This is a genomic window from Mycobacterium sp. NPDC004974, assembly GCF_053600815.1.
The window spans coordinates 849,335-870,622 of the sequence record NZ_JBSGAQ010000001.1; the positions used below are offsets into that span (position 1 = coordinate 849,335).

Here is a 21,288-nt window from a genome sequence, read left to right on the forward strand (position 1 = left end):
CGAACGGGCCGGACCTACAGACCTGTGCTCTTGCGGACCCGGCTGATCATCCCGCGCACCGCGCTCTCCGTCGCTGCCAGCGGCGACATCACCGCTTCTCCGATCTCGACGATGGCTTCGACGCGGTCCACGATCGACTCCAGACGTTCGACGACGCCGATGAGGCGGGGCGCGAGTTCATCGATGCGGGTGATGGTGTCGTTGAACCGGTCCAGGGTGGCATCCAGGCCCCCGGTCGTCTTGTTGAGGTCGACCAGTGTGCTGCTCAGATCGGTGAGCAGGGTGTCGACCTGTTCCACCGTCATGTCGGCGTTGAGCGCGGCCTGCGTCAAGGTTCGTATTCGCTGCCGTCCGGAGTTCGGGCGGGCAGGGCCGTCTCCTTTGTCTGCCATGCCAGCAAGTATGGCCGGTAGGGAACCAAACGTGGACGAACCGCGTCTGAATGATTGTGCGGCAATTCTGCGAACACCGAGCCCGGTCGGCCGGTGCGGCCGACCGGGTCACCCCCAACCGCGTGGTGGCCGATTATCTGGCCGGTTATGCCGAGGCCTTGGCGGACGCGACGAGCGAGCGGCACGGCGGTGCCGCGGATGACTAGGCGGTCGGCTCAGAGCTTGCCGGCCGCAGCCTCGTCGAGCAGCCAGATGGTCTTCTCCTGACCGATGGCGCCGGCGGCGGGAATATCGACCGGATCCGCACCGCCGACCGCGGCGGCGACCGCGTCGGCCTTCGCCTCGCCGGACACCACCAGCCAGACCTCGCGAGACCGTCGAATCGCGGGCAGGGTCAGGCTGATTCGGCGGGGTGGCGGCTTGGGGGAGTCCGTCACCGCGACCACCAACCGGGTGGTCTCGCGCACCGCCGGGGTATCCGGGAACAACGAGTTGATGTGCCCTTCACCACCCATACCCAGCAGGTGTACATCGAACTGGGCCGGCAGCTCCTGTTCGTATGCGGCGGCGGCATCGTCGATGGCGTCACCAAACAAGCCGTCGCTGGTGGCCATCCGGTGCACATTCGCCGGCGGAATGTTGATGCTCTCCAACAGCGCATCGTGCGCCTGCTGGTCGTTACGTTCGGCATCGCCCTGCGGCACGTAGCGGTCGTCGCCCCAGTACAGCTGGACGTTCGACCATTCGATCTCGGCCCCGGCGACATGGCGCAGCAACGCGATACCGACGGTGCCGCCGGTCAACACGATGTCCGCCGCCCCGCGCGTGGCGATGGCCGAGGTGATCGCCCCGACGAGCCTCGCACCCGCCGCTTTCGCCAATTCTCCTGCGTCGGCGTAGGTCTCGATGATGCGTTCAGACATAACTCACCTTGTCGATGCCCGTGAGGGCGTCGTAGTAGATTTCGTCGGCGTCGAGGCGGCGTAGATCCTCGGCCAGGCACTCCTTGGCCTCGCGGCGGGCCAGCGGCACCAACGCATCCGGCTTGCCGGTACGGCTCAGTACGGCGGTGACGCCGGTCTGCGGACGTACCAGGGTGACGGTTTCACTTGGCCTGGTCAGCTCCACCTTCAGTTCGCCGGTCGTCCGGGTCACGGGTCCGTCGATCCGGTTGGCCAACCAGCCGGCCAGGATGTCAAGTGCGGGTTCGTCTTTGAGTCCGGACACCAGCGCGGAGGTGATGGGTTCGTGCGGCGGCTGGTCGATCGCCGCGGCCAGCAAGGCCCGCCAGTAGGTGACGCGGCTCCAGGCCAGATCGGTGTCACCGGCGGTATAGCCGTGGAGCCTGCTCTTGATGCAGGCCAGCGGATCACTGCCGTTGGTGGCGTCGGTGATCCGGCGAATCGCCAACTTGCCCAGAGGATCCTGTGCGGGGACGGCGGGCGCGAGGTCGGGCCACCAGGTCACCACCGGGGTGTCGGGCAGCAGGAACGGCGTCACCACACTGCTGGCGTGGTTGGCCAGTGGACCAGACAATCGCAGCACCACCACCTCGTTGGCGCCGGCGTCGCGGCCCACCCGCAGCTGAGCATCCAGTCGGGCCTCGGTGGTCAATCGGTCTCCGGGAATCACCACGATCACGCGGCACGGATGCTCACGGCTGGCCCAGTTGGCCGCCTCGATCGACTCCTCGAGCACCGATTCGGTATCGGGGGCGATGACCAGCGTCAGCACCCGACCGAGGGTGATCGCACCGCCCTCCTCACGCAGAGCGACGATCTTCTTGTTGATCGCCCCGGTATTGGTCTCGGGCAGATCGACGATCATTACGGCCGCCTCCATTCCCGGCCCGACCGACGCAACATCTCGAACGCCGAATCGGGGCCCCACGTTCCGGACTCGTACGAATCGGGCTTACCGTGCGTAGCCCAGTACTCCAGTGCGGGATCCAGAATCTTCCAGCACAATTCGACCTCGGCGTTGACCGGGAACAGCGATGGCTCGCCCAGCAGGACATCGAGGATCAGGCGTTCGTAGGCCTCCGGTGACTCCTCGGCGAAGGCCGAGCCATACGAGAAGTCCATGCTGACATCGCGGACCTCCATGATGTGGCCGGGAACCTTGGACCCGAAACGCAGGGTGATTCCTTCGTCCGGTTGCACCCGTATCACGAGTGCGTTCTGGCCGAGCTCATCGGTCATCGTGGCATCGAACGGCAGGTGTGGCGCACGCTTGAACAACAGCGCGATCTCGGTGACTCTGCGGCCCAAGCGTTTTCCGGTGCGCAGATAGAACGGCACGCCGGCCCAGCGGCGAGTGTCCACATCCAGGGTGATGGCTGCGAACGTCTCAGTGGTCGATGTCTTCGAGAAGCCTTCCTCGTCCAGCAGACCGACTACTTTCTCGCCGCCCTGCCAGCCCGCGACGTACTGTCCCCGGGAAGTGGTCTCGTCCAGCGGCTCGGCGAGCCGGGTCGCCGAGAGCACCTTGATCTTCTCGGCCTGTAGCTCGGCGGGGGAGAAACTCACCGGCTCCTCCATCGCGGTCAGCGCCAGCAGCTGCAGCAGATGGTTCTGGATGACGTCTCGGGCGGCACCGACACCGTCGTAGTAGCCGCCGCGCCCGCCGAGGCCGATGTCCTCAGCCATCGTGATCTGCACGCTGTCGACATAGTGCGAGTTCAACACCGGCTCGAACATCTCGTTGGCGAAGCGCAGTGCCAGGAGGTTCTGGACGGTCTCCTTGCCCAGATAGTGGTCGATGCGGAACACCGACGACTCCGGGAACACGCTGTTGACCACCGCGTTGAGTTCCTCGGCGCTCTTGAGGTCGTGACCGAACGGCTTTTCGATGACCACCCGGCTCCAGCTGCCCTCCGGCTTGTCCGCCAAACCGGACTTCGACAGCTGTTCGCAGACCTGGGGGAACGCCTTCGGCGGGATCGACAGGTAGAACGCGTGATTACCGCTGGTGCCGCGTTCGACATCGAGTTTGTGCAGGGTGTCCTTGAGTCGTTCGAACGAGGCGTCATCGTCGAAAGTGCCCTGTACGAACCGGAATCCCTCGGCCAGGCGATCCCAGACCTCCTGGCGGAACGGCGTTCGGGCGTGCTGTTTGACCGCGTCGTAGACGACCTTGCCGAAATCCTCGTCCGCCCAATCGCGGCGGGCGAAGCCCACCAGCGCGAAGCTGGGTGGCAGCAAACCGCGATTGGCCAGATCGTAGATGGCCGGCATCAACTTCTTGCGGGCCAGATCACCGGTGACGCCGAAGATCACCACCGCGCACGGCCCCGCGATGCGGGGCATGCGCTTGTCGCGCTTGTCCCGCAACGGGTTACGCCAGGCGGTTTCGGGCCTGCCGCTGGCCGGGCTCATTTCTTGGCGGCGTCGAGTTGGCCCTGTGTCGCGTCGAGCAGTTCCTGCCACGACTTTTCGAACTTGTCCACACCCTCGTCTTCGAGCACCTTGAACACATCGACCAGGTCGATGCCGACGGCGCTGAGTTTGTCGAAGGTTTCCTGTGATGCCGCCGCGGTCCCGCTGATGGTGTCGCCGGTGATCTTGCCGTGGTCGGCGACCGCTTCCAGCGTCTTCTCCGGCAAGGTGTTCACGGTGTGCGGTGCGACCAACTCGGTGACATACATCGTGTCGGAGTACTCCGGGTTCTTGACGCCGGTGGACGCCCACAGCACGCGCTGCACACGGGCGCCGTCGCCCTTGAGCGCCGCGAAGCGCTCACCGCCGAAGACTTCCTCATAGGCCGCGTAGGCCAGGCGCGAGTTGGCCACCCCGGCCTTGCCCCGCAGGGCCAAAGCCTCGTCGGAGCCGATCTTCTCGAGCCGGTTGTCGATCTCGGTGTCCACCCGGGACACGAAGAACGATGCGACCGAGTGGATCTTGGACAGATCGTGGCCGGCTTCCTTGGCTGCCTCCAGGCCGGCCAGGTAGGCGTCCATGACAGCGCGGTGCCGCTCGACCGAGAAGATCAGCGTGACGTTGACCGAGATGCCTTCCGCGATCACCGCGGTGATGGCGGGCAGGCCGGCAAGGGTCGCGGGGATCTTGATCAACAGGTTGGGCCGGTCGACGATCTTCCACAGGTCGATCGCCTGCAGGATCGTCTTGTCGGTGTCGTGGGCCAGCCGCGGGTCGACCTCGATCGACACCCGGCCGTCGACGCCGTTGGAGGCCTCGTACTGCTTGGCCAGGACGTCGCACGCGTTGCGGACGTCGTCGGTGGTGACGGTGCGGATGGTGTCGTCGACGTCGGCGCCCTGCTCGGCGAGTTCGGAGACCTGAGCGTCGTAGGCGGTGCCCTTCGACAGCGCAGCCTGGAAGATCGACGGGTTGGTGGTCACCCCCACGACGCTGCGGGTATCGATCAGATTCTGCAGATTGCCGGTCTGCAGCCGCTCGCGCGACAGATCGTCGAGCCAGACGGATACACCCGCGGCACTCAGCGCCGCGAGGTTCGGGTTCTGAGTCATATTCGCCTTCTCCTGCCAGTCGTCTGTCAGTTGTCTAGGGATCGTTCCGCCGCGGCCGCCACAGCCTCGGGGGTGAAACCGAACTCACGGAACAGCGTCTTGTCGTCGGCCGAGGCGCCGTAATGCTCGATCGAAACGATCTCGCCGGTGTCTCCGACCAGTCTGTACCAACTCTGCGCCACCCCGGCCTCGACCGCCACCCGGGCCGAAACCGCCGGCGGCAGCACTGAATCGCGGTACTCCTTGGGCTGCGATTCGAACCACTCGACACATGGCATCGACACCACGCTGGCGTTGATCTCCTTGTCCGCCAACAGCTTCTGCGCTGCGACGGCAAGCTGGAGCTCGGACCCCGTGGCGATGATCACCACGTCAGGGTTCTCGTCGGGGGTTCCACCGAGCACGTAGCCACCGCGGGCCACACCATCGGCGCTGGTTCCCTCGATCACCGGGACGCCCTGGCGGGTCAGGATCAACCCCACCGGGCCGGTGCTGGCGGTGCGCTCCAGCACGGTCTTCCACGCGTAGGCAGTTTCGTTCGGATCACCCGGGCGGACCACCGACAGGTTGGGGATCGCGCGCAACGCCGCCAGGTGCTCGATCGGCTGGTGCGTCGGGCCGTCCTCGCCGAGACCGATCGAATCATGCGTCCACACGTAGATCGGATCGATGTTCATCAATGAGGCCAAACGCACGGCCGGCCGCATGTAATCCGAGAACTGGAGGAATGTTCCACCGTACGGGCGGGTCGGGCCGTGCAGCACGATGCCGGACAGGATGGCACCCATCGCGTGCTCGCGGATTCCGAAGTGCAGGGTGCGGCCGTACCAGGTCGCATTCCAGTCCTCGGTCGAGATCGACGGCGGCCCAAACGAGTTCGCGCCCTTGATCGTGGTGTTGTTGCTACCGGCGAGATCGGCCGAACCACCCCACAGCTCGGGCAGCGTCTGCCCGACGGCGGCCAGCACGGCCCCGGAAGCGGCGCGGGTGGCCACCGGCTTGGAATCGAGCTCCCAGTGCGGCAGGTCGGCGTCCCAGCCCTCGGGGAGCTTCTGCGCCTGCAGCCGGTCCAGCAGCTCCTTGCGCTCGGGCTCACGCTCGGCCCAGGCATCGAAGGTCAGCTGCCAGTCGGCGTGCGCCTGCTTGCCGCGGGTGACCAGCTCACGGGTGTGGGCGATCACGTCGTCGCGCACGTCGAAGCTCTTGTCAGGGTCGAAGCCCAGGATCTTCTTGGTGGCTGCCACCTCGTCGGCGCCCAGCGCCGAGCCGTGCACGCCACCGGTGTTCATCTTGGTGGGGGCGGGGTAGCCGATGATGGTCCGCAGTGCGATGAACGAGGGCTTGTCGGTGACCTTCTTGGCCTCGGCGATCGCCTGTTCGATCCCCACGACGTTCTCGCCGCCCTCGACCTCCTGGACGTGCCAGCCGTAGGCGCGGTAGCGCGCGGGCACATCCTCGCTCAGCGCGATGTCGGTGTTGTGCTCGATGGAGATCTTGTTGTCATCCCAGAACACGATGAGATTGCCGAGCTGCTGGGTGCCCGCGAGTGACGACGCTTCGCTGGTGACGCCCTCCTCCATGTCACCGTCCGAGGCCACCACGTAGATGTAGTGGTCGAACGGGCTCTCGCCCGGCGCGGTGTCGGGATCGAACAGGCCGCGCTCGTAGCGAGCCGCCATGGCCATTCCGACCGCCGACGCCAGCCCCTGGCCGAGCGGACCGGTGGTGATCTCCACACCCTTGGTGTGGTGGTACTCGGGATGGCCGGGGGTCAGCGAACCCCACGTGCGCAGTGCCTCGATGTCGGCCAGCTCCAGGCCGAACCCGCCGAGGTAGAGCTGCAGGTACAGGGTCAGGCTGGAATGCCCGCAGGACAGGACGAAACGGTCGCGGCCGATCCACTCGGTGTCGCTGGGATCGTGGCGAAGCTGCCGCTGGAACAGCGTGTAAGCGAGGGGAGCCAGGCTCATCGCTGTTCCCGGGTGGCCGTTGCCGACCTTCTGCACCGCGTCAGCCGCGAGCACCCGGACGGTGTCGACGGCAACGCTGTCGAGTTCGGTCCAGTCATCTGGGTGGTTGGGCTGGGTGAGAGCGGTGATCTCTTCGGCGGTGGTCACTAAGCTCACTTCCTCGTCATCTATCTGCCGGCACGTGCGCGCAGTTGCCATGCTGCTACGACAAACACCCTAGTGGGGCGGACTCATCGGATGCAGACTGGTTCTCACACCGATACCCGGTCGTTTACCCCGTTGTTGCCCCGGAACGGACCCTGCAGTGCCGAGCCACTCGGGCGGCGGTCTACCATCGTGTGTAGTAGAAGCCGCGTGACGCCACCCGAGGAGTTATTTGCGTGAGCATTCGCGAGCGCCGGCTCATTCATGGGGCGCCTAGCCGAATACGGTCCACCTTCCTGTCGTATCTGGCTTTGACCAAGCCGCGTGTGATCGAGTTGTTGCTGGTCACCACCATTCCGGCGATGTTGCTGGCGGACCGAGGCACCGTTGACCCGCTGCTGATCCTCAACACTCTGATCGGTGGCATGCTCGCCGCTGCCGGCGCCAACACGCTCAACTGTGTGGCCGACGCCGACATCGACAAGGTGATGAAGCGGACCGCGCGCCGGCCGCTGGCCCAGGCGTCCGTGCCCACGCGGCACGCGTTGATCTTCGGACTCGTGCTGTCGGTGACGGCGTTCTGCTGGCTGACGTGGACATCGAATCTGCTGTCCGGTGTGCTGGCAGTCGCCACGATCGCGTTCTATGTCTTCGTCTACACGTTGCTGCTCAAACGCCGCACCTCACAAAACGTGGTGTGGGGCGGGGCAGCCGGGTGCATGCCGGTGATGATCGGCTGGTCCGCGGTGACCGGCACCATCCAGTGGCCCGCATTGGTGATGTTCCTGATCATCTTCTTCTGGACACCGCCGCACACCTGGGCGCTGGCGATGCGTTACAAGGACGACTACAAGGCGGCCGGGGTGCCCATGCTGCCCGCCGTGGCCACCGAGCGCGAGGTCACCCGCCAGATCTTGATCTACACCTGGGTGACGGTGCTCACCACGCTGGTGCTCGCACTGGCCACCGGATGGCTCTACGGAGCCGTGGCCCTGCTGGCAGGCGCCTGGTTCCTGGTGATGGCCCACCAGCTGTACTCCGGGGTGAAGCGCGGCGAGCCGGTGAAGCCGCTGCGGTTGTTCCTTCAGTCGAACAACTACCTGGCCGTGGTGTTCTGCGCGCTGGCAATCGACTCGGCACTCGCGCTGCCGACGATCTTCGGTCACTAGGCGCCATCGCTTATCCGGTCCAGCTGCCCCCGACACCGTTGGTGTGGCAGCGTTGTGGGCATGACCGAACTGGTGAGCCCTGACAACTTCGCGCGTGCCGAATCCGACCTGTACTTCGCCAATGCCGTCAAGGACGGTGGTTTCGGAAAGTTCTTCCACAACCGCGAGCTGACCCCCATCGACCACCAGCTCGTCATCCGGCAGAACCGGGACACGCTCTATTCCGCGGCGGTGTTCGATCTCGACGGCGGGCCGGTCACCATCACGCTGCCCGAGAACGCGGGCCGGTTCATGTCGCTGCAGATCATCAGCGAGGACCACTACACCACCAATGTGGCCTACGCGCCGGGCGAGGTGACGTTCAGCCGCGACTCCGTCGACACCCGCTACGCGATCGCGGCGGTGCGCACCCTGGTCGATCCGGGCGATACCGCGGACCTGGCCGCGGTGCATGCGTTGCAGGACGCGATCACCGTCTCGCAGGCCGAGCCGGGATTCTTCGAGATCCCGCAGTGGGATCCGGTCAGTCAGAAGACGGTTCGCGATGCACTCATCGCGTTGTCCACCACCGTGGCCGACACCAGGGGAATGTTCGGCCCCAAGTACGAAGTGGAGCCGGTCCGGCATCTGATCGGCTCGGCGTTCGCCTGGGGCGGCAATCCCGCACGCGATGCGTTCTATCTCACAGTGGTGCCGGCCCGCAACGACGGCACCACCGTGCACCGCCTGACCGTGAAAGACGTCCCGGTGGACGGGTTCTGGTCGGTGACGGTCTACAACAAGGACGGCTACTTCACTGCGAACCCGCAGAACGCCTACTCGCTGAACAACGTCACCGCGGTCAGGGACGCCGACGGCTCCACCACGGTGCAGTTCGGCGGGGGCGACGCGGCCAACCTGCTGCCGATCACCGAGGGCTGGAACTACATCGTGCGGCTGTACCGGCCGAGGCCCGAGATCCTCGACGGTTCCTGGACGTTCCCCGACGCCGAGCCGGCTTAGGGGACCTGTGCGTCGAGCCTGATTTCTACATCAGGGCTGTCGATCGGTCCCTTGAAACCGCCGTCGGATCCGCAGCCCTGATGTAGAAATCGGCGGTCGCCGGGTGCGGCCTAGGGCACCAGCACGATCGAGCCGACGGTCTTGCGGCCCTGCAGGTCGGTGTGGGCCTGGGCCGCCTCGGCCAGCGGGTAGCGACCGCCGACGGTGATGGTGATCGACCCGTCCGCGATGGCGTTGATCAATTCTCCCGCACGCCATGAGAATTCATCGGGTGTGCGGGTGTGGTGGGCCAGCGTCGGCCGGGTCAGGAACACCGAGCCGGCCGCGTTGAGCCGCTGCGGGTCCACCGGCGGCACCGGACCACTGGCCGCACCGAACAAGGCCAGCGTGCCGCGAATCGCGAGGCTGGCCAGGCTGGCGTCGAACGTCGATGCACCGACCCCGTCGTAGACGGCGGCCACACCCGCCCCGCCGGTGAGATCGCGAATCTTGTCCCCGAATTCGGTCGGATCCTCGGGATAGTCGAGCACCTCGATCGCGCCGGCCTGCCGGGACAGCTCGGCCTTCTCCGGCGTCGAGGCGGTGGTGATCACCCGGGTGCCCATGCTGGTGGCCCACTGGGTGAGGATCAGGCCGACGCCGCCGGCACCGGCATGTACCAGCACGGTGTCGCTCGGCTGCACGGCATAGGTGGACTTGATCAGATAGTGCGCGGTCATGCCTTTCAGCAGCGCCGACGCGATGGCGTCGGGCGCCACGCCGTCGGGTACATAGGCGACGAAATCGGCTGGGGCGACACAGAAGTCGGCGTAGGCGCCGGTCGCGTTGGCGGTCACCACGCGGTCGCCGACGGCCAGCGCGGCCACGTCGTCGCCGACCGCGGCGACGGTGCCGCACACCTCGGAACCGACGATGAACGGAACGTCCCGTGGATACAGCCCGGACCGGAAGTACGTGTCGATGAAGTTGACGCCGACCGCCTCGGCCTTGATCAGTACCTCGCCGGGGCCCGGGGAGGGCTCGGGCCGCTCGACGTAGCTCAGGACTTCGGGTCCGCCGGTCTCTGCAACTTCGATGGCATACACGCCATCCATCATCCACACCTATCATCGCGGGGGTGAAGCTCGCCCGTCCGGATGTGTTCCATCCCCGCATCGTGTTGGCCGGTTGCGCGGCATTGCCGGAAGGTGACGGCGACGACGCCGGCCTGCTCAAGGCGCTGCGTAACCGCGGTCTGCACGCCCGCTGGCTGCCCTGGGACGACCCGGCCACCCTCGATGCCGACCTGGTCATCCTTCGGGCCACCTGGGACTACACCGAGCGTCTCGACGAGTTCCTGGCCTGGACGCGATCGGTGCCCCACTTGATCAACCGGCCGCAGATCGTGGAGTGGAACACCGACAAGCGCTACCTCGACGATCTGCACCGCATGGGGGTTCCGGTCGTGCCGACCGGGTACTTCGCGGTCGGAGACAAGGTCAGCGTGCCAGATGGCGAAGTCGTGGTGAAGCCCGCGGTGGGTGCCGGCTCGACCGGGGCTCAGCGGTTCGTCGACGCTTCCGAGGCCCTGGCCCACGCGGCAGCCCTGCAGGCCAAGGGTCGCGCCGTGTTGGTGCAGCCGTACGACCCGCGGATCGCCGACGGCGAGACCGCACTGGTGTTCCTGGGCGGCAAGGAGTCCCACGCGTTCACCAAGGGGCCGATCCTGCCTCCGGCCGGACAGTCACCCGAGTTCGAGGAAACCGGTACCTACGCGCAGGAGTCGCTGTCGCCGGCCGACCCTGACGACGAGGTTTGGCGGGTCGGCCGCCTGGCCATCGATGCGGTGACCCGATTGTTCGACCTTGAGCCCGAAGATCTGGTGTACGCCCGGGTCGACGTGATCGGTGGCGCGGACGATCCCCGCCTGCTCGAACTCGAACTGGTCGAGCCTGGACTGGGATTCCGGCAGCTCGATCAGACCGCGCGGGAGGACGCTGAGCGGCGGTTCGCCGTCGGTGTGGAGGGCGCCCTTGAGCGATTCGGGCTGGGCCCGCTGTCACACCGGGGTTTCTGACCCGCGGTAGGGACCGGCGCGGGCGTCAGTCTGGGAGCCGGGACCCCGTGGCCACGTCGAACCGGTGCACCTCGCGGGCCGAGAGCGCGACGGTCGCGCCCGGCTCGATGTCGGGCAGTGCAGCGGCTTCCACCACACTGGTGAGCAGCATGTCGGAGGCCCGTACCGTGACGATGGCGCGCGGCCCCAGTAGTTCCACGAGCTCGACCGAGGCCACGCCGTCGCCGGTGCCGGTGCCGGTGGCCGGGGTGAGGATGACATCGTCGGGGCGCACACCGATCGTCACCGCTGCCGTGTCCGGTCCGCCAACGGCCATCCGCACGCCCGACAAGGTGCGCAGCTCACCGCCGCTGACCGAGCCGTCGATCAGGTTCATCTTCGGACTGCCGACGAAGGTGGCCACGAAGGTGTCGGCTGGGCGCCGGTAAACCTCCTCGGGCGGACCGGCCTGTGCGATGTGCCCGTCGCGCATCACCACGATGCGGTCCGACAGCGTCATCGCCTCTTCCTGGTCGTGCGTCACGTACAGGGCGGTGATGCCCAGCTTTCGCTGCAGCCGCAGCAGCTCTGTGCGGGTCTCCACCCGCAGCTTGGCGTCGAGGTTGCTCAGCGGCTCGTCGAACAGGAACACCGCGGGTTCGCGGATGATGGCCCGGCCGATCGCGACCCGCTGCTGCTGCCCGCCGGACAGATCCTTGGGTTTACGCTCGACCAGCTTGCCCAGGCCGAGTGATTCGGCGATCTCATCGGCCCGCCGCAACGCCTCGGCGCGCGGAATTCGCTTGGCCCGCAACGGGAACGCGATGTTCTCCCGGACCGTAAGGTGCGGGTAGAGAGCGTAGTTCTGGAACACCATGGCGATATCGCGTTCCTTGGGTTCCAGCGCCGTCACATCACGGTCGCCGATGTGGATGCTGCCGGAGGTGATCTCCTCCAGCCCGGCCAGCATCCGAAGCGATGTGGTCTTACCGCACCCGGACGGGCCGACCAGCACGGTCAGGCTGCCGTCGGTCAATTCCAGGTCGAGATCGGAGACCACAGTCGTTGTCCCGTAAGATTTTCCGACCTTGGAGAACTTCACCGATGCCATATCCGAATCCTTGCTTGTCTAGTACTTGACCGCGCCGCCGCTGATCCCTTGGACCAAGCGTCGCTGGATGAAGAAGCTGGCGATCACGACCGGAACGATCGCGATCATGATGGCGGCGCTCATGGTGCCGATCTGCACACCGCGGAAGGTGTTGAAGTTCGCGATCGCCACCGGCAGGATCGCCGCATTGCCGGGCGCCAAGATCAGCCCGTAGAACAGGTCGTTCCACGACAGGGTGAACCCGAAGATGCCCGCGGCCCCGATACCCGGGTACACCTGCGGCAGCACCACCATCCGGAACGCCTGCCAGCGGGTGAAACCGTCGACCCGGGCCTGTTCCTCCAACGAGGCGGGAACGGCCTCGAAGAAGCCGATTAGAAACCAGGTGACCAGTGGCAGGACGAAGGACAGATGCGCGAAGATCACCGGCGCCAGGGTGTCGGTCAACCGCAGCGCGTGCGCCATGGTCAGGAACGGGAACACCATCACCGCAGGCGGAACCACCTGGGCGGCCAGCATGCCGAACCGGGTCAGCGAGCCACCGGCACGGTACTTGGCGATGACGTAGGCGCCCATGCTGCCGACCACCAGGCTGATCGATACCGTGATGATGCCCACCAGCGCGCTGCGGCCCGCGGCGGCGAAGACGCCGGAATCCAGCACGTTCTGCCAGTTGGCCAGGCTGGGGGAGAAAGCGATGAGGAACGGCTCCGACATCTGTTCGGGCGTCTTGAAACTCGCCAGCGCTACCCAGGCGATGGGAAACAGGACGAATACGAACGCGGCGGTGAGCACGGTGAGACGCAGGATCTCCAGCCCGCGGGGTCGGGTCATCGGACAGTCCTTTCCGAGGCCCGGCTGCGTTCCATGGTGCGAAACGCCACCACGATCACCACCAGCACGACCGCCAGCACGATGAAGGCCATGGCACTGGCCTGTGCGAGCCGGAAGAACTGGATGCCTTCGAGATACATGTAGTACTGCAGCGTCTGGGTGTCGGTGCCCGGTCCGCCGCGGGTGGTGGCGTAGACGTATTCGAAGACCCGCAGGGCGTCCAGGCCGCGCAGCAGCACCGCCACGGTGAGCACCAGGGCGAGCATCGGGATCAGCACCCGGCGCAACCGGTAGACCGGCCCGGCACCGTCGACGCGCGCGGCCTCCATGGGTTGCTTGGGCATCGATTCCAGGCCGGCCAGGATCAGCAGGACCATGAACGGTGTCCACTGCCAGACATCGATGAAGGCCAGAGTCAGTAGCGCTCGGCCTGAGCCGAAGAAGTCATAGTCGCTCCCCACCGCGTGCAGCAGCGCCGGAACGGCGCCGATTTGGTCGTTGAGCAGGAACCGGAAGATCAACCCGACCGCGATCGGGGTGATGAACATGGGCGCGAGCACGATGGCCCGGGACAGGTCCTTGGCCCAGCGCTGCTGATGCAGCGCCAGGGCCAGGGCGAAACCGATCACCAGCTCCGCGGTCACCGCGATCACCACGTAGATCGCGGTGGTGGCGAACGCCTCCCAGAACGCCGAGTTCGACAGGGCGTTGGTGAAATTCGCCACGCCGACGAAACCAGGCTGCTTACGGTCGGTCAGCTTGTAGTTGGTCAGCGACAAGTAGGCCGCGTAGCAGAGCGGGAATCCGACGGCCACAGCGAACAGGGCGAGCAACGGCATGAGCATGCCGTACTTGAACTTCATTTGGACACCCCCGCCATGGTGGCCGCCGGATTCCCTACGGTCACTGCTGGATCCGCTCCGCAGCTGCCTGCGCGTCGCGCAGTGCGTCGGTGACGCTCTTGTTGCCTGCGGCGGCGTCGTTGAGCTCGGTGCCGACCGCCTGGATCATCTCCTCGCCGCCCTTGCCCTGGGTGAGGGGGGACGCGTCGGCCAGGATCTCACCGACGGTCTTGTAGTAGTCGGCGCCATACCCGTCGGCGAGCACTTTCGGATTGGTCAGCGAGCTCTTCCGGATCACGGCACCACCGTCGGCGACCCGCTGCGCGTCGACCTCAGGTGAGGTCACCCAGGAGGCGAACGCCCAGGCTGCGTCGGCTGCGCCGGAGTTGGCCGGGATGGCCCAACTCCACAGTCCCAGAGCCGATTTGCCGCCCGGGATGGGGGCCAGGGCGAACTGGCCGGCACGCTGCGCCGAAGCTCCGGCGGGGTCGTTGAGTGCGGGCAGGTTCCAGTTGTAGCCGATCATCGAAGCCGCCTTACCGCTGGAGATCGAGCGGAAGGCCTCGTCGAATCCCCAGGCCAGGCTGTTGGCCGGGGCAGCGGTGCGATAGGTGTCGATGTAGGCGTTCAGGGCGCGGGCAGCCTGTTCGGTGTTCAGCGTGGGCTTGCCGTCCTCGCCGTAGATCGACCCGCCGGCGGCGAACAGCCAGTTGGCCCATTCTTCGAAGATCTTGTAGCCGCGCTGGGGCTGCATCGCGATGCCGGCCCGATCGGCGGTCTTGAGCTTCTGCGAGGTGGAGACCAGGGCGTCCAGATCGGTGGGGACGGTCAGGCCGGCCGACTTGAGATCGCCGGTGTTGTAGATGTATCCCAGCGCGTAGTTATAGAACGGTACCCCGTACGTGGTGCCCTCGACGTCGGTGATCGCCGTCAGCGACGGGAAGAAGTCGTTGGGCTCATACCCGGTGGTCGAGGAGATCCGGTCGTTGAGCGGCTCAAGGAACCCGGCTGCGGCGAAATCGTCCATCCACGGGTTGTCCACCACGATCAGGTCGTAGGCCGGCTCGGAAGCCTGGAACGACGACACCAGACGGTCACGCATCTGGTCGAAGGTCATGGTCTCGATTTGGACCTTGATGCTGGGGTACTTCTGGTTGAACTGCCCGACAAGGTTTTTCACGACGTCGGTGTCCGGCACATTCTCCATCAGAACCCGCACGGTGGCGCTGGTGTCGGTCGGAACATCGCCGAGCCCGGATGAGCTCTGCTCACCGGAGCCGCCGGTGCCGGCGCAGCCGGCCAGGGTGAGTCCGGCGGCGGCAACGACCGCAGGCAACCACCGGGTCGCCTTGGACGGGGCACGTCGGGCCGCCCGCCGGCTCAACATCGGAATTTTCATGCGTTCTCACTTTCCCTGATGCGGGTGGGGTGGATCGAGGCGTTCACTGGGACGGATTCCGCTCAATCCATGTAGGCACCGCCGTTGACGGACAGTGCTTCTCCGGTGATGAACCGAGCATCCTCGGAAACCAGGAACGCCACCGCGCGGGCGACGTCGTCGGGGGTCTGCAGCCGACCCAGGGGGGTGGCATCGACCCAGGACTGGCGCACGCCGTCGGGAGTCGAGCCGCTCAGGGTGGCCTCCCACTCCAATTCTCGGGTCTGCATCGGGGTGGCGACGAAACCGGGGCACACGCTGTTGACAGTGATGCCGTGGGCGGCAAGCTCATAGGCCATCGCCTGGGTGAGACCCAACACGCCGAACTTGGAGGCTACATAGTCCGCCAGGAACGGCACCCGGCCCTGCTTGGCCGCCATCGATGCGGTGTTGACGATGGTTCCGCGCACGCCGGTGCGGATCATGGCGCGAGCTGCGGCCTGCCCGCATAGGAACACGCCCTTGAGGTTGATGTCGAGGCTGCGGTCGAGTTGCTCGGGAGAAACGTCGACAAAGCTGGCCATCGCCGAGATGCCTGCATTGCTGACCCATGCGTGCAGCCCTGTGCGGTCGGCTACATCATCAGCGAGCCGGCCGGCGGTGGCCGCGTCGGTGACATCGAGCCGGCCGGCCTCATGCCCGGTTCCGGCCAGACCGGCGCGGGTCTGCTCGGCCGCGACCTCGTCGATATCGGTTGCCACCACCCGCCAGCCGCGGTCGGCCAGGGTGGTGGCGATCGCCCGGCCGATGCCGGAGCCGGCGCCGGTGACGACGACGGTCTGTGGCGCGTCGGTGGTGGTTGCAGAGTTGTCAGGGGAGGTCATGACCGGGCCTTTCGGGCGATGCGGTGGGAAACGGGGGTGAGCACGTCGCCGAGCTCGCGCCATTCGGTATAGGCCTCGGCGTAACGGTCGACGTGTCGGGGGTTGGGCACAACGGGTTCACCGACGGTCTGGAAGGCCTCGGTGCTGTCCCAGCCCTCGAGCATGCCGGTGCCGACGGCCGCGATGATCGCCGCGCCGAGTGAGGCGCCGGGATGGCCGATGATCGGGGAGAGTGGGGTGTCGAGTACGTCGGCGAGGATCTGCTTCCACAGCACCGATCGGCTGCCGCCGTTGGTGACCAGGGCCCGCCGCAGCGGCACGCCCATCGAGGCGAACACCTCGGTGTGATGTTTGAAGCCGTAGGCGATGGCTTCCAGCACCGAGCGGTACATGTCGGCGCGGTTGTGGGCGAGATCGAGCCCGACGAAGGCGCCGCGCAGATCGGGGTCGTGCAGCGGGCTCTTCTCGCCGAGAAAATAGGGGAGACAGAGGATTTCGGCGGGCCTGCGGGCATCGGCCTCGTCATCCAGTGCCACCAGGTCGATGCCGCCGGACAGGGTCTGGAACCAGCGGATCAGGCTGCCGCTGGTTGCCATGCAGCCGTTGGGCAGCCAGCGGCCCGGAACGGGATGGGCATCGAGGTAGAGCCGGGCGTCGATCACCGGGTGGTCGGCGGCGGCCAGGATGTCTCCGGCGCCGCCAAGCTTCACCAGCCAATCGCCCTCGTTGTTGATCCCGGCCGCGTAGGCCGAGAGCACGTGGTCGGCGCCGCCGACGATCAGCGGTAGCCCTGCGGGCAGGCCGGTGGCGGCCGCGGCGGCGGCACTGAGCTCGCCGGCCTGCGCTCCGGGGGAGAGCACCGTCGGCACCAGCCCGGCTGCCAGGTCGGCCGCGTCATACATGGGCTCGAAGCGGTGTCCGTCGACGGTGCCGAGCCCCGATTCGATGGCCCAGTTCAGCTCGACGTGCGCGGGAGCACCGAGGGCCATGAGCACCCAGTCGTATGAGCCGACCAGGTGTGCGGTGGCGCGCCAGATTTCAGGTTCGTGCCGTTGCAGCCACAGGGCGGTGGGCCCCACGGATTGTTGGGTCACCGCCGATCCGGTGGCTCGCAGCACGACGTCGTTGTCAAGGGCATCTCGGAGTTCGGTGATCTCCGCTGTGGCGCGCGCATCGTTCTGCAGCAGGGCGCGGCGAACCGGCGCACCGTTGCTGTCGACCGGGACGACCGCCGGGACCATGCCGGTGGTCGACAGCGCGCCGATCCGCTTGGGGGAGATGCCGGAATCGGCCAATACGGCGCGGATCCCGTCGTGCACATTGTCCAGCCACTTGGCCGGGTCGGCTTCCGCCTGCCCGGGGGCGTCCGAATACAGCGGGGCGTCGCAAGTGGCCTGGGCGACGATGCGTGCTTGGCCGATATCGACGAGCACGGTCTTGGTGCCCGTGGTGCCGATGTCGATGCCGATCGTGAACTCCGGCATGCCGTCCTTCCCCTTGGGTTCGCTTGGGTGCGTTGCGCGCAGCCATTGCCGCGGTGGGACCACACTACTGACGCTGTTAGATTCTCACAAGATGTGTGGGATAGTCACGACATCTCACGAGAATCTGTACGATCACTGTGATTTAGTAACAGGTGTTGTAGCGAAACACGCCGATGACGAAGCGGAGAGACGCCCCATGAACAGTTGGCTCGACGACGTATTTGCTGTGCGAAAGCCCGTGATCGCGATGCTGCATCTCGCGGCACTGCCGGGGGACCCGGGATTCGACTCGGCCGCCGGTATTCGTGCGGTCGTGGACCGGGCTCGCGGTGAGCTGGCGGCGCTGCAGGAGGGCGGCGTCGACGGTGTGATGTTCTCCAACGAGTTCAGCCTGCCGTACCTGACCAAGACCGAACCGATCACCGCGATCACCATGGCCCGGGTGATCGGTGAGCTTCTGCCCGATATCTCGGGGCCCTACGGCGTGAACGTGCTGTGGGACGGGCGGGCCTCCATCGATCTGGCGGTGGCCACCGGTGCGCAGTGGGTCCGCGAGATCTTCACCGGCGTGTACGCCAGCGACTTCGGCCTGTGGAACACCAATGTCGGTGAGGTCGCCCGGCACCGTCACCGCATCGGTGGCGACGGGGTGAAGCTGCTGTTCAACATCGTTCCGGAGTCGGCCGTGTATCTGGCCGAGCGTGACCTCGCTTCGGTCACCGCCACCACCGTGTTCGCCACCAAGCCGGACGGTATCTGTGTCTCCGGACTGACCGCGGGTGCATCAACGGATACCCAGGCATTGCAGGTGGTCAAGGACAACGCGGGTGCGGTGCCGGTGTTCGTCAACACGGGAGTGCGCGCCCACAACGCTGCCGACCAGTTGTCGATCGCGGACGGGGCGGTCGTTGGCACCTACTTCAAGGAAGGCGGCATCTTCGAGAACCGCGCCGTGGCCTCCCGTGCCGCCGAATTGATGACCGCGGTCAAGGAATTCCGCAAGACGCTATGAGCGAACAGCTGCGCCGCCTGGCGGTCGAGGCCGCCCGGCATGGGGCCGCGGTGTGCCTGCGGCAGTGGGGTGAACCGGTGCAGGCCGAGACTAAGAGTGCGGCCGGCGATGTGGTGACCATCGTGGACCGTGCCGCCGAAGAGGCGGTGCGCGCCGTGTTGTTGAACGCTCGGCCCGACGATGGTGTGCTCGGCGAGGAGTTGGCCGAGCACACCGGCGTTGGGCCGGTGCAGTGGGTGGTAGACCCGCTCGACGGCACCACCAACTACACCCGGCGTATCGCGTATTTCGGCACGTCGGTGGCGGCGCGGTCGATGGCCGACGGTAGCTGGCTGGCCGGCGCGGTGTGTGCGCCCGCGCTGGCCACAACCTGGAGTGCCGCGAAAAATCTTGGGGCACAGGTCGACTCGGGATCGGGTGAGAGGCGTCTGCCGCTCGCGATGGTGCAATCGTCGGCGCGGCTGGTCGGTACCGGGCTGTCCTACGATCCCGGTCTTCGGCGGAGGCAACTGGGCGAACTCGGTGCCCTGATGACCGATTACACCGATATGCGCCGGTTCGGTGCGGCGGCGGTCGATCTGTGTCTGCTGGCTCAGGGCAGTCTCGACGCGTTCGTCGAGGACGACCTGGCGGTGCACGATTGGGCCGCGGGCGCTCTGATCGCCGAGGAGGCCGGGGCCCGGGTGTCGCGGCCCCAGGGGCGCGACTCGGTGCTGTCAGCGCGCTGGAGTTGACCGCTCTGCGTTGACGCAGATCACCGAAACTCCGGCCGACTGTAGGGCCTCGACCGCGGGATGCGTCGGCGGGCCGTCGGTGACGAGGATGGAAATGGCCGATACCGGTGCGACATTGATCAGCTGGACTCGGCCGAGCTTGGTGGCATCGGCGGCCACGATCACGCGGTCCGCCGCCCGCATGGCGGCCTGCTTCACATTGCCTTCCTCGCGGTGGTATTCCGAAGCACCACGTTTCCCGTCTACTCCGGCGATGCCCATGACATAGGTGTCGCAGTTGTAGCGCTGGTAGAAGTCCTCGGCCTCGGCGCCGATCAGGCTCAGCTCGCCGGGGCGGACCTTTCCTCCGGTCAGCAGGATGGTGGTATCGGGTTCGTCGGCGAGTTCGACGGCCACCAGCACACTGGGCGTTATCACGGTGAGTCCCAGATTGCGGCCCTTGAGGGCCCGGGCCACTGCCAGGACCGTGCTGCCGCTGTCCAAGATCACGGTTTCGCGCGGAGTCAGCAGATCGGCGACCCCGCGGGCGATATGCAGTTTCTCGTCGGCGGCATCGGCGGCCCGCGAGGCAAAGGATGGTTCGGTCGACTTGCCGCCGAACGCGATCGCGCCGCCCAGTACCCGGCGGGCGATGCCTTGTTCCTCGAGCCGTTCGATATCGCGGCGGATGGTCATGGCCGAGACTTCGAATTCGTCGGCCAGGGTGGTGAAATCGACTTCGCGGTCGGTGTGGATCCGCGCGGCGATCGCCGCCCGCCGCGCGTGGGCGTTCATGCCTGGTGCCATGGTTGCAGCGTAGGGGACTGTTGTGAATTATTCACAGCAATCACAGGTGTGGGCGCGCCGGGCCGGATCGGTGCTGATGCCCCAACAGTCAGTGGTCGGAGTCCGCCGCGCTATCACCGGTGGGTCGCACCCGCTCACGCATCGACGCCCACAGCGCCGCGGTGGCCGCGGTGCAGGCGGCCGCGCCGGCGACGTGCACCGCGACCAGCACAGCGGGAACCCCGGTGTAGAACTGCACGATCCCGATCAGCCCCTGTCCGCACACCAGTGCCACCAGGACACCGAGGCGGACCATGACCGGGCGTGGTGCGCGCACCGCGGTGAGTCCGAATCCCAACGCGATGATGAGCGACAGGTAGGCGACGAGCAGCGACGAATGCATGTGCACCAGCGTGGTGATCTCGACCTGTAAACGCGGGACCACGCGATCCAGGCTCTTGTCCCCGGCATGCGGGCCGGCGCCGGTCACCAGCGTGCCCGTCACCAGGACTGCGGCCAGGATGACGGCGCTCAGCGCGGTCAACTGCCGCAACGGTTTCGGCGCGGTTGCGGTGGGCGCACCGGAGTCGGGCTGACCGATCTTGACGAACAGCAGAACCGCGAGCCAGACCATCGCCATGGATGCGAGCAGGTGGATGGCCACGGTCCACCACAGCAGGCCGGTCCGCACCGTGATGCCGCCGATGATCGCCTGGACCACGGTGGACGCCGGCATCAGCCAGGCGTAGATCAACACCTCGCGGCGACGGCGGGCCCGGGTCACGGCCAGGACGGCGGCGATGGCGGTCAACACCACCAGGAACGTGATCATCCGGTTGCCGAACTCGACCACCTGGTGCACGACGGCGACTTCGGCGTGCGGGACGGGCGTGAAGCTGCCCGGGAAACACTGGGGCCACGTAGGGCAGCCCAGGCCGGACGCGGTGACCCGGACGATCGCCCCGGTGACCGAGATACCGCCCTGGGTGAGGATCACCAGGAACGCGATCAGGCGCTGGACCCGAAGGCTCGGCATGGGCAGC

The 21,288-nt window shown here is 66.7% G+C and carries 21 protein-coding genes; 6 read left to right on the plus strand and 15 right to left on the minus strand.

What is annotated here, in order from left to right; all coding sequences use genetic code 11:
• Window positions 1-14: 14 nt before the first annotated feature.
• Window positions 15-392, minus strand: a complete 378-nt coding sequence (locus ACWEFV_RS04110; RefSeq protein ID WP_135454272.1) for an ATPase — start codon at window positions 390-392, stop codon at window positions 15-17.
• Window positions 393-442: 50 nt separating this feature from the next.
• Here ACWEFV_RS04110 and ACWEFV_RS04115 point away from each other — a divergent pair, with 50 nt between their 5' ends.
• Window positions 443-598, plus strand: a complete 156-nt coding sequence (locus tag ACWEFV_RS04115; protein WP_167857837.1) for a hypothetical protein — start codon at window positions 443-445, stop codon at window positions 596-598.
• Window positions 599-607: 9 nt separating this feature from the next.
• On the opposite strand, the gene pgl is transcribed toward ACWEFV_RS04115, so the two are convergent.
• The 5 genes from pgl to tkt are packed head-to-tail and all read right to left on the minus strand — an operon-like array spanning window position 608 to window position 6,998.
• On the minus strand, window positions 608-1,315 hold the full coding sequence (gene pgl, locus ACWEFV_RS04120; RefSeq protein WP_450069148.1) for a 6-phosphogluconolactonase: 708 nt from the start codon (window positions 1,313-1,315) through the stop codon (window positions 608-610).
• Window positions 1,308-2,219 carry a glucose-6-phosphate dehydrogenase assembly protein OpcA gene (opcA, locus tag ACWEFV_RS04125; protein ID WP_450069149.1) on the minus strand — a complete coding sequence of 304 codons (912 nt, stop codon included), beginning with the start codon at window positions 2,217-2,219 and terminating at the stop codon, window positions 1,308-1,310. Before opcA ends, pgl begins: the two co-directional genes overlap by 8 nt.
• The gene (gene zwf, locus ACWEFV_RS04130) at window positions 2,219-3,769 is read right to left on the minus strand and encodes a glucose-6-phosphate dehydrogenase (protein WP_450069150.1); all 1,551 of its coding nucleotides are present in this window, start codon (window positions 3,767-3,769) and stop codon (window positions 2,219-2,221) included. Before zwf ends, opcA begins: the two co-directional genes overlap by 1 nt.
• Window positions 3,766-4,881, minus strand: coding sequence for a transaldolase (gene tal, locus ACWEFV_RS04135; protein ID WP_135454280.1), 1,116 nt, complete (start codon window positions 4,879-4,881; stop codon window positions 3,766-3,768). The genes zwf and tal overlap by 4 nt, the downstream gene beginning before the upstream one ends.
• 26 nt (window positions 4,882-4,907) lie before the next feature.
• Window positions 4,908-6,998 carry a transketolase gene (gene tkt, locus ACWEFV_RS04140; protein ID WP_135460017.1) on the minus strand — a complete coding sequence of 697 codons (2,091 nt, stop codon included), beginning with the start codon at window positions 6,996-6,998 and terminating at the stop codon, window positions 4,908-4,910.
• A gap of 233 nt (window positions 6,999-7,231) precedes the next feature.
• Between tkt and ACWEFV_RS04145 the strand changes: the two genes are divergently transcribed.
• Window positions 7,232-8,164, plus strand: coding sequence for a heme o synthase (locus tag ACWEFV_RS04145; RefSeq protein WP_450069151.1), 933 nt, complete (start codon window positions 7,232-7,234; stop codon window positions 8,162-8,164).
• 72 nt (window positions 8,165-8,236) lie between these two features.
• Window positions 8,237-9,166 carry a DUF1254 domain-containing protein gene (locus tag ACWEFV_RS04150; protein ID WP_210115653.1) on the plus strand — a complete coding sequence of 310 codons (930 nt, stop codon included), beginning with the start codon at window positions 8,237-8,239 and terminating at the stop codon, window positions 9,164-9,166.
• A gap of 110 nt (window positions 9,167-9,276) precedes the next feature.
• Here the strand turns inward: ACWEFV_RS04150 and ACWEFV_RS04155 are convergent, their stop codons facing one another.
• Complete coding sequence (locus ACWEFV_RS04155) at window positions 9,277-10,251, minus strand: quinone oxidoreductase family protein (protein WP_135460018.1); 975 nt, start codon at window positions 10,249-10,251, stop codon at window positions 9,277-9,279.
• Between the two features lie 32 nt (window positions 10,252-10,283).
• Between ACWEFV_RS04155 and ACWEFV_RS04160 the strand changes: the two genes are divergently transcribed.
• Complete coding sequence (locus ACWEFV_RS04160; RefSeq protein ID WP_450069152.1) at window positions 10,284-11,222, plus strand: ATP-grasp domain-containing protein; 939 nt, start codon at window positions 10,284-10,286, stop codon at window positions 11,220-11,222.
• A gap of 25 nt (window positions 11,223-11,247) precedes the next feature.
• On the opposite strand, the gene ACWEFV_RS04165 is transcribed toward ACWEFV_RS04160, so the two are convergent.
• The 6 genes from ACWEFV_RS04165 to ACWEFV_RS04190 all read right to left on the minus strand — a co-directional run bounded on the left by ACWEFV_RS04165 (window position 11,248) and on the right by ACWEFV_RS04190 (window position 17,734).
• Window positions 11,248-12,312 carry an ABC transporter ATP-binding protein gene (locus tag ACWEFV_RS04165; RefSeq protein WP_450069153.1) on the minus strand — a complete coding sequence of 355 codons (1,065 nt, stop codon included), beginning with the start codon at window positions 12,310-12,312 and terminating at the stop codon, window positions 11,248-11,250.
• Between the two features lie 18 nt (window positions 12,313-12,330).
• Window positions 12,331-13,146 carry a carbohydrate ABC transporter permease gene (locus tag ACWEFV_RS04170; protein WP_135454288.1) on the minus strand — a complete coding sequence of 272 codons (816 nt, stop codon included), beginning with the start codon at window positions 13,144-13,146 and terminating at the stop codon, window positions 12,331-12,333.
• The gene (locus tag ACWEFV_RS04175) at window positions 13,143-14,009 is read right to left on the minus strand and encodes a carbohydrate ABC transporter permease (protein ID WP_450069154.1); all 867 of its coding nucleotides are present in this window, start codon (window positions 14,007-14,009) and stop codon (window positions 13,143-13,145) included. Before ACWEFV_RS04175 ends, ACWEFV_RS04170 begins: the two co-directional genes overlap by 4 nt.
• Window positions 14,010-14,049: 40 nt before the next feature.
• The gene (locus ACWEFV_RS04180) at window positions 14,050-15,387 is read right to left on the minus strand and encodes an ABC transporter substrate-binding protein (protein WP_135454293.1); all 1,338 of its coding nucleotides are present in this window, start codon (window positions 15,385-15,387) and stop codon (window positions 14,050-14,052) included.
• Window positions 15,388-15,449: 62 nt separating this feature from the next.
• Entirely contained in the window at window positions 15,450-16,250 is an 801-nt protein-coding gene (locus tag ACWEFV_RS04185; RefSeq protein ID WP_135454295.1) for an SDR family NAD(P)-dependent oxidoreductase, read from the minus strand.
• On the minus strand, window positions 16,247-17,734 hold the full coding sequence (locus ACWEFV_RS04190) for an FGGY-family carbohydrate kinase (RefSeq protein ID WP_450069155.1): 1,488 nt from the start codon (window positions 17,732-17,734) through the stop codon (window positions 16,247-16,249). Before ACWEFV_RS04190 ends, ACWEFV_RS04185 begins: the two co-directional genes overlap by 4 nt.
• Before the next feature lie 196 nt (window positions 17,735-17,930).
• Here ACWEFV_RS04190 and ACWEFV_RS04195 point away from each other — a divergent pair, with 196 nt between their 5' ends.
• Together ACWEFV_RS04195 and ACWEFV_RS04200 are read left to right on the plus strand one after the other, a co-directional pair.
• Complete coding sequence (locus ACWEFV_RS04195; RefSeq protein ID WP_135454299.1) at window positions 17,931-18,746, plus strand: BtpA/SgcQ family protein; 816 nt, start codon at window positions 17,931-17,933, stop codon at window positions 18,744-18,746.
• Window positions 18,743-19,480 (plus strand): inositol monophosphatase family protein, encoded by a 738-nt coding sequence (locus ACWEFV_RS04200; protein ID WP_450069156.1) that lies wholly within the window; start codon window positions 18,743-18,745, stop codon window positions 19,478-19,480. The genes ACWEFV_RS04195 and ACWEFV_RS04200 overlap by 4 nt, the downstream gene beginning before the upstream one ends.
• Here ACWEFV_RS04200 and ACWEFV_RS04205 read toward each other — a convergent pair.
• Both ACWEFV_RS04205 and ACWEFV_RS04210 read right to left on the minus strand, forming a co-directional pair.
• A complete protein-coding gene (locus tag ACWEFV_RS04205; RefSeq protein WP_135454303.1) occupies window positions 19,463-20,266 on the minus strand; it encodes a DeoR/GlpR family DNA-binding transcription regulator in 804 nt (267 codons plus the stop codon). The genes ACWEFV_RS04200 and ACWEFV_RS04205 overlap by 18 nt on opposite strands.
• 88 nt (window positions 20,267-20,354) lie before the next feature.
• The gene (locus ACWEFV_RS04210) at window positions 20,355-21,281 is read right to left on the minus strand and encodes a COX15/CtaA family protein (RefSeq protein ID WP_450069268.1); all 927 of its coding nucleotides are present in this window, start codon (window positions 21,279-21,281) and stop codon (window positions 20,355-20,357) included.
• Window positions 21,282-21,288 lie beyond the last annotated feature (7 nt).